Source organism: Legionellales bacterium (assembly GCA_026125385.1).
GTDB lineage: Bacteria > Pseudomonadota > Gammaproteobacteria > JAHCLG01 > JAHCLG01 > JAHCLG01.
In genome coordinates, this window is record JAHCLG010000002.1 from 110290 (window position 1) to 123176 (window position 12887).

Annotated in this window: 10 protein-coding genes and 1 riboswitch; of the genes, 7 read left to right on the forward strand and 3 right to left on the reverse strand. The window is 39.0% G+C overall.

The features are described from left to right. The first annotated feature begins 2 nt into the window (after window positions 1-2). The 6 genes from KIT27_01480 to KIT27_01505 all read left to right on the forward strand — a co-directional run bounded on the left by KIT27_01480 (window position 3) and on the right by KIT27_01505 (window position 7702). On the forward strand, window positions 3-224 hold the full coding sequence (locus KIT27_01480; protein MCW5588310.1) for a FeoC-like transcriptional regulator: 222 nt from the start codon (window positions 3-5) through the stop codon (window positions 222-224). A gap of 160 nt (window positions 225-384) precedes the next feature. Continuing rightward, on the forward strand, window positions 385-960 hold the full coding sequence (locus tag KIT27_01485; GenBank protein MCW5588311.1) for a hypothetical protein: 576 nt from the start codon (window positions 385-387) through the stop codon (window positions 958-960). A 657-nt stretch (window positions 961-1617) separates the two neighbouring features. Further along, window positions 1618-2589 carry a calcium/sodium antiporter gene (locus KIT27_01490; protein MCW5588312.1) on the forward strand — a complete coding sequence of 324 codons (972 nt, stop codon included), beginning with the start codon at window positions 1618-1620 and terminating at the stop codon, window positions 2587-2589. A 260-nt stretch (window positions 2590-2849) separates the two neighbouring features. Then, window positions 2850-3036: riboswitch (cobalamin riboswitch) on the forward strand. Between the two features lie 74 nt (window positions 3037-3110). Further along, window positions 3111-5042 (forward strand): TonB-dependent receptor, encoded by a 1932-nt coding sequence (locus KIT27_01495; GenBank protein ID MCW5588313.1) that lies wholly within the window; start codon window positions 3111-3113, stop codon window positions 5040-5042. A gap of 40 nt (window positions 5043-5082) precedes the next feature. After that, entirely contained in the window at window positions 5083-5883 is an 801-nt protein-coding gene (lepB, locus tag KIT27_01500) for a signal peptidase I (GenBank protein ID MCW5588314.1), read from the forward strand. A gap of 118 nt (window positions 5884-6001) precedes the next feature. Continuing rightward, window positions 6002-7702 carry a hypothetical protein gene (locus KIT27_01505; protein ID MCW5588315.1) on the forward strand — a complete coding sequence of 567 codons (1701 nt, stop codon included), beginning with the start codon at window positions 6002-6004 and terminating at the stop codon, window positions 7700-7702. On the opposite strand, the gene KIT27_01510 is transcribed toward KIT27_01505, so the two are convergent. Genes KIT27_01510 through KIT27_01520 form a run of 3 tightly spaced genes read right to left on the reverse strand, consistent with a single transcriptional unit; the run spans window position 7672 to window position 11439 of the window. Next, window positions 7672-8214: a gamma carbonic anhydrase family protein gene (locus KIT27_01510; protein ID MCW5588316.1), complete on the reverse strand. Its 543-nt coding sequence runs from the start codon at window positions 8212-8214 to the stop codon at window positions 7672-7674. The two genes, KIT27_01505 and KIT27_01510, sit on opposite strands and share 31 nt — an antisense overlap. Continuing rightward, window positions 8211-9560 carry a glutathione-disulfide reductase gene (gorA, locus tag KIT27_01515; GenBank protein ID MCW5588317.1) on the reverse strand — a complete coding sequence of 450 codons (1350 nt, stop codon included), beginning with the start codon at window positions 9558-9560 and terminating at the stop codon, window positions 8211-8213. Before gorA ends, KIT27_01510 begins: the two co-directional genes overlap by 4 nt. Window positions 9561-9600: 40 nt before the next feature. Beyond that, window positions 9601-11439, reverse strand: a complete 1839-nt coding sequence (locus tag KIT27_01520; protein ID MCW5588318.1) for a patatin-like phospholipase family protein — start codon at window positions 11437-11439, stop codon at window positions 9601-9603. A gap of 271 nt (window positions 11440-11710) precedes the next feature. On the opposite strand from KIT27_01520, the gene metK reads away from it, so the two are divergent. After that, entirely contained in the window at window positions 11711-12871 is a 1161-nt protein-coding gene (metK, locus tag KIT27_01525; protein ID MCW5588319.1) for a methionine adenosyltransferase, read from the forward strand. Window positions 12872-12887 lie beyond the last annotated feature (16 nt).

The following is a 12887-nucleotide window of genomic DNA, read 5'->3' on the forward strand; positions in this document are numbered from 1 at the left end:
CGATGCGTTTATTGGCGGTTAAAAAATTTATTCACGAACAACGCAGCGTTCCTTTATTAACATTATGTAAACACTTCAGTGCCTCACCTGAAGTCATGCGAGACATGTTAAATAAATGGATCAATAAAGGTAAAATTAAACGCGAGCCACCACTTGCTGGCTGTGGTTCCTCGTGCAGTAAATGCAATCCATTATTAATGGAAATTTATACGGTTGTGGAATAGGGTATGTTGATCATTCTACTCTGCTGGCCGTGTCTAATTGATTTTTTGTCATTCGCTGCTCATTGACTCCATCTACGCTAAGCCATAGCAAATTATCAACATGTCTTAAGCTTATGCGCATTCTCTCTTTTCCTATGTTATCATTTTATTTTAAGGAAAAATGCCGCGAGGAAAAATGATGTTGGGACGAAAAATAGCCTTTGTGTTGGGAATGGGATTATTCATTGTGAATGTTTTTGCAGATAATCAATATCTCATCAAATTTGCCACCTTATTGCCAAACCTTGCAGTGACTTTAGAATGGAAAGATCCCTCAGGCACTATTCATACTCCAACCCTCAAAATAGGAAAAAATACGCCAGTCACGCAAGCGCTTTCAATATTGCCCGATCCTAAACCGCAATTGCAGATCACTAAAATTGTCGATTTAGATACAAATAAAGAAAATACCGATGTGTTATGTAAAGTCATTTTAGAAGATGAAAATAAACAAAATGTCAATCAACAATTATCTTCTTCCTCATCCGCGTCGGTGAAATTACCTAAAGAAGTAAAAGTCTTGGATTATGTTAATAAAAAATCGTCCAGCGCTAAGGATACCCACGAAAAAAATAATTCTGCCAATACCAATGCCCTCCCATCTCAGCAATCTGCGCCCATCAAACAGTATACGTTGGTGGTGGTCAAAGAAAATTATTTTGGGGTGGAGCGTTATGGGTGTGTCATCATGCATTGAGTGACCGCTCGTTTGATTTTTTTAATGTCAGACAAAAGCCAAGACCTTGAAAAATAATCGAATTAAAAAGGTGGTAAAATGGGTTACAAAGTAATGAAAAAATAAGATTAAAATTTTTTTTTATTTTAATAACAGGCAGTTAGTGATAAATAAAGTCTTTTCAAAAATTGCAAGTCTTGAATTTTTTACTAGGAAGCATATAGTAATTTTGTGTTTTCAATAAAGCTAAATCATTCTGAGCCGAATGAAATAAACGTGAGTGAATGAATCGCTAAATCGGTGAGCACGCTGGCCTTGCGCTAAGAAGCCTAATGTTTTAGCTGAATTCACAACCTGGTTCTCCCACTGGGTTCAGTTTATGAATGCTTTATGAAGACACGCGTGTTAATTTCTCCTGAATATTTAGCCGGTTTTCTTAGCTTTTGAGTTAAGAAAACCGTTTTTATTTGTGTCTAAAAAAGCATATTATCCCTTGTGCGCTTGCAGAGGCGCTAGAACGAAATGATCACTACGCTCCCGCTAAGTTGTGATAAGATTTTTCCTGAAGATTTTAGAGCCTGTTCACAATCTCCGAGCTTGAGTCAGAAAACTGGCAGTTTACGATCAAGAGTGGAGATTCGACCAGGCTGTTGTTATAACAGGGAGTCCTAGCGTTATATGACGTTATTTATTTTCGCAGTCTTGGGAAGCTTGGTGGTATTGGTGTGGAGCGCTCATCGTTTCGTCGATGGCTCAGCAGCACTGGCGCAATATCTGGGTATGCCATCTCTCATCATCGGCATGGTGATTGTAGGGTTTGGTACTTCTTCGCCAGAAATGGCGGTTTCCGTGTCGGCCACTTTGCAACATAACGTAGGAATCGCACTTGGCAATGCCTATGGTTCTAACATCGTCAATATAGGTTTAATTTTAGGACTCACGGCCTTGATTAGCCCTATCAAGGTGCACTCTCAAGTATTACGTAAAGAATTACCGATCCTTATCGCAGTAACTGCGCTCGCGTTATATCAAGCGTGGGATGGTCACGTGACCCGTCTTGAGGCGGCTACGTTATTATTGGTTTTTTCAGGCTTAATTGCCTGGACTGTTTGGGTGAGTTTACAAAAGAAAGCGGATGTATTAGCCAATCAAATCGAGCAAGAGTTAAAAATTCACGCTATGACAATGCGTCAAGCGATTTTTTGGATCGTTATTGGGCTTATGCTCTTAATCATCAGCTCTAAAATATTAGTTTTTGGCGCGGTAGGTATTGCGCGTAGCCTAGGAGTGAGCGATTTAATCATCGGCTTAACGATTGTTGCCATTGGCACCTCCTTGCCCGAGTTAGCTTCATCCTTAATTGCGATCCGCAAAGGCGAACATGATATTGCACTGGGCAATGTGCTGGGGTCCAATTTGTTTAACACGTTAGCGGTGGTGGGGATTGCAGGGATCATTCATCCGCTCAGTGTGGAACACCAATTACTGCATCGTGACATGTTGGTGATGGCGCTCTTGACCGTTTTTTTATTTGTATTTTGTTATGGTCTGAGCAAGCCACGCAGCCTTAATCGTTGCAAAGGACTGCTCCTTTTAATCAGTTATGGTGTTTACTTGTATTATCTAATCCAAGGTAGCACAGGCTCTTAAGGCCAGCTATTTCCAATTACCATCGTTAAATTTAATTCACTATTTGCAAACCTTAACCCATCCACTTTACAATGCGCTACTTTTTGGTGCTGGATCTGGGGCGTGTTAACAATTTTACGCTGGCCTAATCTATACTCAAAACAATTGGATTTTAGGCGAGGCGTCGAGTTAAAGATACGAAGGAGTGTATACTGAATACATGACTGAGTAACTTTAGCTCGACAACAAAGCCTAAAATTCAAGTGTGAAGAGTATATCTCGTTAGCGAATTGTCAACAGGCTCTAATCCAGATAATCGGGAAACTGGTGCAAAACCAGTACTGCCCCCGCAGCGGTAAACAGTTCATCGAACCTTCGATGAAGTTGGAAACATCACTGTGAAATAATATTCACGGGAAGAGCCAAACTCTGTAAGTCCGAAGACCGGCCAAAAATAATGAATCAATCGAACAGGTTGCGGAGGGCGACTTGCAGAATACGCTTATTTCTGCATTTTGCTCTAAAAAAATTTAAGGATCGGCATGAGCAAAACGTTGAGTATTATTTTATTATTGGTAATGAACAGTTCATTTGCACTAACCATCCCCACGATTTTAGTGATCGCCAAAAAAAATCATCAGCCAACAGTAAAAACGACAGTGCCAGCCAACATAATTTCTGCAAATACCATTCAACAAATGGGGGCTGCGACACTTTCACAAGTGTTGCAAACAGAACCCACGCTTACATTGCAAGATTTATACGGTGAGGGCAGTCAAACCAGTATCTCATTACGCGGATTTGGCGATAATGCCTTACAAAATACCTTGATACTGTTAAATGGTCAACCGTGGTTAAATCCTGATCTGGGGCAATTTAATTTAAATACTATTCCTCTTGATACGATTCAACAAATTGAAATATTGCCTGGCAGCGGCAGTGTGCTCTATGGCGATCAGGCGGTAGGTGGAATCATTAATATTGTGACGCAACCAACGTTAAAAAAAATGAATCAGGCCAGTGTTAAAATCGGTAGTTATGATTTACGCCAATATCATATCTTAACGAGTCAAGCGTATCGTAATGGTTGGTTTTATCAGTTGCAGGCAAATTATAAATCAACAAACAATTACCGTGATCATAATAAACTACGCAATGGTAATGTTGGATTTTTATTGAATTATCATCACCATCGTCAGGCGTTGGCAATTAGCTGGAATACTCTCGTCAATCATATTCAATATCCCGGCGCCCTCACCTTGCAACAAGCACAGAGCAATCCCACGCAAGCGTTGAATCAATCGGATTATAATCACGAGACTACTCATATTTTACAAGCGACAGTTCATTATTTTTTAAATAGCAATTGGAAATTCGTGCTAGCCAATACACTCAATAGCATGCGCGGTAACGGGGTTTTATCGTTAGGTCAGCAACCCTATCGTTTCACCGAGGCTCGAAATATTATTAATATCTCGCCAACGTTACATGGATTATTTTATGTTAATAATTTAGCGATTGGCAGTATTACGGGTATTAATTTGGAAACGGGCGATTATCATTTTCATGCCACCAATTTTACCACTGGCGCTAAACAAATTGAAAAAGCTTTGTATCAACAATTCGATATTCCGTTTAATTCGACTTGGGAATTATTAATGGGTGCACGCTTAGCAACAGCGGCCAATCAATTAACAACGAATCAACTTACGCCAGCACATAATCGTGCTTGGGTTAATAATATGGGATTACTATTTCATGCTAATCACTATCTGAGCGTTTATTTTGAGCGATCAACGAATTATCGTTTTCCCAAAGCTGACGAAGATTCCTTTACCAATACTGGCTTACCACTTAAAACCCAAACGGGAGAATCGTATGAAACGGGCATTAAATTCAAACAATCAACGTGGAAAACACAGATTAATCTTTACCAGTTAAATTTACACAATGAAATTATGTTTATTCCTGATATTAATAATAATGGTTTTGGAATTAATCAAAATCTCGATCCAACGCGGCGGTTTGGCGGCAGTATTGCTGTGGATAATAACATTAACTCACAATGGCGTGTGGGTGGGGCAATAAACTATGTCAATGCTAAATTCCATTCAGGAATGTTCAAAGGAAATGATATTCCTTTAGTTCCTCATAAAACAGTTTCTTTACATAGCGTTGTCAATTTGACCGAACATTGGCAATGGTACTGTGCAGGAATATTGTTGGGAAAGCGCTTCAGTGGCGGAGATTTTTTAAATCAAACAACACCTCTGCCGACTTATTTTTTAATAAACAGTCATTTAAATTATCATTGGCAAGACTGGCAAGTGGGCGTGAGTGTTTATAATCTTCTGAATAAACATTATTTTTCGTATGCCACGACCCAAAATGATTTGAGCTCAACGCCTATCACCTACTACTATCCAGCTGTTGGTCGAACCATCCTGCTCAGTTTTAGCGTTCAAGCTAAATAATATTTCTCATTTTTCAACGATTTGAGTATACTAGGGCGCTATGAATATCGATTTACCTTTTATCTTAGTTGCCTTAGTCATTATCAGCGGATTAATCTGGCTGGCTGATAGTGTGTTTTTCGCTCGTAAACGTCAAGCGCGAACTTCATTCGATCAAAAAGTCAAACTGCCGATTGCCGTCGATTATGCGCGATCATTTTTTCCGTTGCTGTTAATTGTATTAATCATTCGCTCGTTTATTTTTCAGCCTTTTAAAGTGCCTTCGGGTTCGCTCATGCCGACGATCATGGCGGGAGACTATATCGCAGTGAACATGGGGGCCTATGGCTTACGGTTACCACTAACCCACACCAAAATTTTAAATACGGGAAAGCTACACCGCGGAGATATTGTGTTATTCCGTTGGCCGGCTAATCCACAACATGTGAACTACATTAAACGGCTCATCGGCTTGCCAGGCGATACCATCAGCTATGTTAATAAAGTTTTGTATATCAATGGCAAAGAAATGACGCAAACACCGCAAGGTGATACCACCGATTACGATTGCGCAACAGGGCAAACCATTTGCACTGTTAAAAAAATACAAGAAGATTTAGATGGGGTTAAACATAATATTCTTGTTTATCCGAATATCCCCTCACGTAATTTTTATAATCTCAAAGTGCCTGCCGGTGAATACTTTATGATGGGCGATAATCGCGATAATAGCGATGATAGTCGTTACTGGGGTTTTGTGAAGGATGATGCGATTATTGGTAAAGCCTTATTTATCTTTTTTAGCTGGGACAGCTACGCAGGTCATGCGCGCTGGGAGCGGATGTTTGCGGCAATCCATTAATGGAATTGACAGATGTCGGCATTCCTAGAAATTTGAGTTCATATTAGATTACTATTAAGTCCTAATGTTGTATAATTTCAACTCAAGATGAACAGAAAAATAATAGCGCCCTAAAATCATGTCACTTACCCCTGAACAATTAGAGAATTATCTTAATAAGACTAATATTGCCAATATTAATGTGGAAAATGCTGCAGATGAAACAACTGGCAGCAAAGATGGGCAAACGGCTGCTGCTCTTATCAATACGAAAAATACATTAAATGCATTGCTTAAAACAGTACACGATCAGTCAGAAAAAACAGTTTTAAATCTTTTACTTAGTGCCTTAGAGCGGATACCTACCAATAAGACTACGTTACTCGCAAACATTTTTAAGTTACTGAAGGAATTCTCAACATTTCAAGAAAGTATTATTAATAATATTGATATCTGGTTAAATTTAAAAGCAAGCTCTAGTTCAGACCAAATTGTTATTATTAAATTTTATAAAGCATTATATTTTTTATTACAAACATTAAAAGATGATTTGAATCCGCCCAATAAAGATAAAATAATTTTTTTTAGAACTATTCTAACAGTTCAAGAAAAAAAACAATTGCTTCCCAGTATAAATAAACTGCTAGATAAAGCTAAAAATAATTGTCCTTCACCTCCTTCATTAGATATGTCAAAAATTATAGAAAAATTAAGTGACAATGCTTATATGGCCAAGTTATTAATAAATAGTGATTCTGGACATGAGTTTTCTGAACTTCAAAAATCAGTAACAAGTATAGTCAGTCAAATGCAAGAAGCGCGAGGTTGTTTGCGTAAAGAAATGGAAGAGGTTGATTTACTGTGGGGGTTAAACAAAGTAATAAAACAGAACAATTTAAAAGTTTTCTTTAAGAAATATAAGAATAAAAATCTATTTGAAAAATTAATGCAGGCACTTAATTTACCTGCTGAGATTAGAATTAATTGGCGATTGCATCATCAAAGACAATTTTCGTCAGGGATAGAATACATTAAAAACGTAATATTTACTCATTGGAAATGGGTGGATAGTTATTTGGGAGGAATCTACGCCACCATTTCAATTCCCAGTATTAAAAAGTATATGAATAGAAAGTTGGAGCAATTGAGTGTTAAATATTTAGAAAATAGTGATTATAAAAGTGAGGTATCAAACTCCAAGAATAATTTTCTTCTAGCTAATTTTAGCTTAGAACAGCTAAAGATTTTTAAGAATCTTTTTTCGCTGCTATTTTTTCCTATCTATTTGACTGACGATTTAATTATTAAAATTAAAAAAATTGATGAAAACAATAATGACTGGAAGATTGTTAGTTTTAAAAATGAAGAAGTTAACTGCATTAAAAAATTTCTTCAGTCTAACGGATCATATAACGCGAAACTTATGTCTATTAAAATGTCACAAGGCGACTCTATTAAAAAACTAAGTACCGAAATTGATAATCTGCAATCATGTAGAAAATTGGAAATTTTAGTCAGTAAATTATGGGCATTTATTGAAAATAGTAAAAATTTTTCTTCGGTAATATTGAGATTTTTTTCAGGTGCGTATAATGAGTGCGTGCGTTATATTCAAAATCTTTTGAATGACATTGCTTCAAAACTCGAAGATGGTATACTTCCGTCAACCGCTGGGTTGAACATAATATTTGAGAATGTTTTCACGCAATTACACAATGCAGAGCAGCAATGTTCGCATGGATTTTTAACTCTATTTGCTCCACTTGCCAAAGCAAAACTAGATATTATTCAAAATGATCAACTTTTAAATCAGATTTCGCCTAAATCTTTTAAATACTGATCTTTCAACCGAACATAATGTGTCGCGCTATACACTAAAAATTCTCGTTCTTTTTCTGTTAATTCGCGTAAAGGTTTAGCAGGATTGCCGACCCACAAATATCCCGATGCGACTTTTTTTCCACGCGCAATTAAACTTCCTGCGCCAATAATTACCTCGTCACCAATTTCAACATCATCCATAATAATCGCCCCCATGCCGATTAAACAGCGATCGCCAATATGACAACCATGTAAAATAACACGATGTCCCACGGTCACGTCATCGCCAATGATTAAATCAGAACCACTTTGCATATCGGGATTATCGTGGTTAACATGCAATACACTGAGATCTTGAATGTTGGTGCGCTGGCCAATGCGAATACGATTGACATCGCCGCGAATGGAACAAAATGGCCACACGCTGCAATCATCACCTAAAATAACATCGCCAATCACCACAGCTTGTGAATGAATATAAACGCGTTCACCTAAGTGTGGTGTGAAATTTTGAAAAGTTTCGATACTCATGTCATGGTCACCAATTCTTCGCTGCTGGTGGGATGGATAGCGATAGTATTATCGAAATCCGCTTTGGTTGCACCCATTTTGAGAGCAACGCTAAATCCTTGCAACATTTCATCCGCGCCATCACCAATAATGTGTAAACCAATAATTTTTTCTTCTTCACCCAAGGTCACTAATTTCATTTTCGTAGGAATCTTATGATCGCTTAACGCATAAAACATCGGGTTAAATTGAGTTTGATAAATCTTAATTTTTTCGTGGGGAAACTGAGCGCGAGCGGTTTCTTCGGATAAACCAATGGTACCAATCGGTGGATGGCTAAAAATAACCGTGGGAATGTTCGTATAATCTAAATATAAATCCGCACGTTGATTAAATAATCGTGAGGCTAAACGTCTTCCTGCTGCAATTGCTACCGGTGTTAATTGGGCGCGTCCGGTGACATCACCTACAGCATAAACTCCAGGTATCTGCGTATTTTGAAATTGATCGGTCGGAATAAAACCCGCGCTATTTAATTCAAGACCAATGTTTTCCAAATTTAAGTGTTGAAGATTCGGCGTGCGACCAATTGCCCAGATAACACAATCAAAACCAGTCACTGTTTTATTTTCTTGGCAATGAAGGGTAATTTTTTCATGATCACGGGTTAATTGTTTTGGGGTATGATATTTAAGAATAGTAATGCCATCTTGTTGCATGCAATCGTGTAAATGCGTGGAAAGTAAGGTATCGAATTGTCGCAAGGGTAAATCGTGTCTTAATACTAAACTCACGTCACTGCCTAAAGCATTTAAAACGCCAGCTAATTCGACGGCAATATAACCCGCGCCAATGACGGCGACGCGCTTGGGTTGCTCAGTTAACGCAAAAAATCCATCGGAATCAATTCCGAATTCTTTTCCAGGAATGTTCGGCATGCTAGGATAAGCACCCGTTGCAATTAAAATGTGATCGCTGGTTAACACCTCATTACCGACTTGCACGGTGTTGCGCTCTAAAAAGGTACCTTGGCCAAAATATAATGCGACATTATTTTTAGTTAAGCGTTCTTCATAGGCTAAATTCAAGCGAGCAATATAGGCTTCTCGAGCTTGTACTAACTGCGTCCAAGAAAAAGCCTGTTGAGTCAGCTTAAAACCATAATCTTTTGCCAAATTTAGCTGAGAGGCGATCGATGCTGCATTCCACATTACTTTTTTGGGCACACAACCTACATTGACACAGCTGCCACCTAATTTATGAGCTTCAATTAACGCACACTTTGCTCCGTGGCTCGCCGCGCGATTGGCGGTGGCAATACCACCACTACCGCCGCCAATAATAATGAAATCGTATTTTTTTTGCATGGAAATTTCCTGTTAACGCCAGAGCGGATATAGTTAGGCATTAACGATACGATAAATGCTGTAATTTTTCCAGGGTTATTGTATACCCGATTTCTGCAAGTTCATCTAAAAATTTAAAATCAAATAAACCATATTTACCCATGCTTAATTCAATATAATGATCAGCTTCACGCGCCATTTTTTTGGAATGATTAATACTACAGAGAGAAATCGACTCAAAAATAATTTCCGCAATATTGGGTACCGATAAGGAAGTTTTTTTAAAAGGATTCATGCGATTGCCGAGCAGTGGCCAACCTGAAAGCCAGCCTTCATTTGCAATTGAGCATGTGATTTCTTTAATCGATGCAACATTCACGGCAATAATTGTGCCGCCATTGGCTTTTTTGCGCATGATATCTACGGGCAGATTATTTAATATTCCACCATCGATGAACAAATCACCATTTGGCATCGATACCGGAGGCACAATTCCGGGTAACGATAAACTGCAACGAATATTTTTCCACAAAGGACCTTGTTCATGAATGCAAATTTCGCGTTTGGAAATATTAGTAGAAACGGCAAAATAAGGCAGCCATAAATCTTCACTACAGACATCTTTACCAAAACTATTTTTTAAACTTTGTGTCCACGATTTCGCTGCTAACAGTGACACTACCGGCACGGTATAATCAAACAATTTATTATTGTCGACTAAATTTTTATGAAGGACTTCATAAAATTCTTTTTCATTTAAATCCATGGCAATAATCGCGCCAATCATGGCACCAGCACTCGTTCCACCGACTAAATCAATCGGGATATTTAATTCTTTTAAGGCACGATACACCCCAAAATGTGCTAAACCGCGCGCGCCGCCCCCGCCTAGTACGAGGGCATAGGCTTTGCCACTAATAAAGCGAATGATACGTTTTAAATCGGGAGTATAATTATCGCGGTAATGCAAATGAGATGTTAAAAAACGGTTTTTAAGCCAGCGCGAAGTATTTTTAGGTAAGTGATGATGATTTTTTTGAATTAAAATAAGATCAGTTGATCGCCGCATAGAAGATGCGAGAGAATCGATTTCTACTTCAATTTCATTGCGCGTGGGATTATCTGAGCTGTCTGCTACTAATAAAATTCGATCGGCTTGACGTACGCAACGTTTTGTCCAGGCAGAATTTATTTGATCTGTTTCATATACAATATACGCGTATTTAGTTTCTTGCTCATTCAACCAATGCGCAATTTGAGAAGAATGCTCGTCGGTTAACGCAGTTTGTGAAAAGCTTCCTTGAGGTGAATAATAATTATCAAACGTTTTACTCGATAAATGTAAAGTAGTACCAAACTCAGATAATATCGAAATAAATTTTTGAGTAAATTGATGATGAGCATGTGAATTTCCAGCAGGAGCTATGGCAATGGTCGTAATTTTTTGCGAAGTGCTATGATTATTTTTTAATAAGCGCTGAATAGCATGCTTGGTAATATGCGTGAGTTGTTCAGGATAGGTTTGCATGAAGCGATTAAATTTTTCTTGGGTTAGCTCTAGTACTAAACTATCGCGAATGGCACAGACGCTGGCTGCTCGTGGTAACTCCGATAGTAATGCTAATTCCCCAATAATATCTCCTGTGCCCATTTCTCCTAATTCAACAAGCTGATGTTGCTCATTTTCTTTAAATGCGCGCAAACGTCCATTGACCACCAAATAAAGACTGTCGCCAATATTCCCTTGCTCAATGAGCATTTCACCGCCTGCGAGTAATCGCGGTTTTAATTGCGGCACTAATTTTTTAAGGATACGTGGATTCATACCTTTAAAAAATTCAGTGGCTGCTAAAAATTCAAGAATAACCGTACTCGCAATCGGGAGGAGATTTTCGTGCATGAGCTCATTCCTTGGTTTCCGACGAGGTTCCAAACACACGGCGTATAGTAAAACTATAGCACAAGACGGGATTTTCTATAGCACAAGACGAAATTTTCGGAATCACTATTTTTAAAACTTACCTAGAGATTTTGTAAACTTGGCGAAATCAATTCAGGAAGGAGTAGCGTACTGCAAGTGGAAACTCCTGATAAACAAAGACATAAAGTTGCCGAAGTTTCCTAAAAAAAGGTAGAATTGGCGACATTTTGTGAATTAGGTGCGATTACTCATGTCAGAATATTCAATTTTTACCTCTGAATCTGTCTCGGCAGGTCATCCCGATAAAGTGGCCGATCAAATTTCAGATGCCATGTTAGATGCAATTATTGCCGACGATCCTCACGCACGGGTTGCCTGTGAAACCTATGTCAAAACTGGCATGGCTCTTATTGGCGGTGAAATTACCACCAGTGCGTGGTTCGATGCCGAAACCATTGCCCGCAAAGTCATTAGCGACATTGGCTATAACGATCCGGAGTTAGGTTTTGATGCGAATTCTTGCGCCATTATCGTGTCAATCGGCAAACAATCACCAGATATTGCGCAAGGTGTGGATGAACACAGCGATAAAGAGCAAGGTGCGGGTGACCAAGGTTTAATGTTTGGTTATGCCAGTAACGAAACCGATGTATTAATGCCCGCTCCCATCACTTACGCCCATCGTTTGGTGCAGCGACAAGACCATTTGCGCAAAACTGGGATTTTACCGTGGCTGCGCCCGGATGCGAAAAGCCAAATCACCTTTCGTTATCATAATCAACAACCCGTTGCCGTGGATGCAGTGGTATTATCCACGCAACACCACCCCAGTATCCAACAAGCGGAATTGCGTGAAGCGGTGATGGAAGAAATCATAAAACACGTGATTCCAGCCGAATGGCTGACTCAAACCACGCAATACTTTATCAATCCCACTGGACGATTTGTGATTGGTGGTCCCTTGGGCGATTGTGGATTAACCGGACGCAAAATTATCGTTGATACGTATGGTGGTATGGCTCGTCATGGTGGTGGATGTTTTTCTGGAAAAGATCCCACCAAAGTCGATCGTTCTGCAGCTTATGCCGCGCGTTATGTCGCTAAAAATATTGTCGCCAGTGGTCTTGCCGATCGTTGCGAAATTCAAGTGTCCTATGCCATAGGGGTTGCCAAACCCACGTCCATTTCAGTCAATACCTTCGGTACCGGTAAAATAGCCGATGAAAAAATTTCAGCCATTATTACCGAAATTTTTGATTTGCGTCCTCGAGGCTTGATTGAAATGCTCGATTTACGCCGACCGATTTATTTACCTACAGCAAGCTACGGTCATTTTGGACGTGAAGATGGCAATTTCCCCTGGGAAAAAGTCGACAAAGCACAAGCTTTACGTGATGCTGCTAATCTATAAACCAAGTGAGGAATAA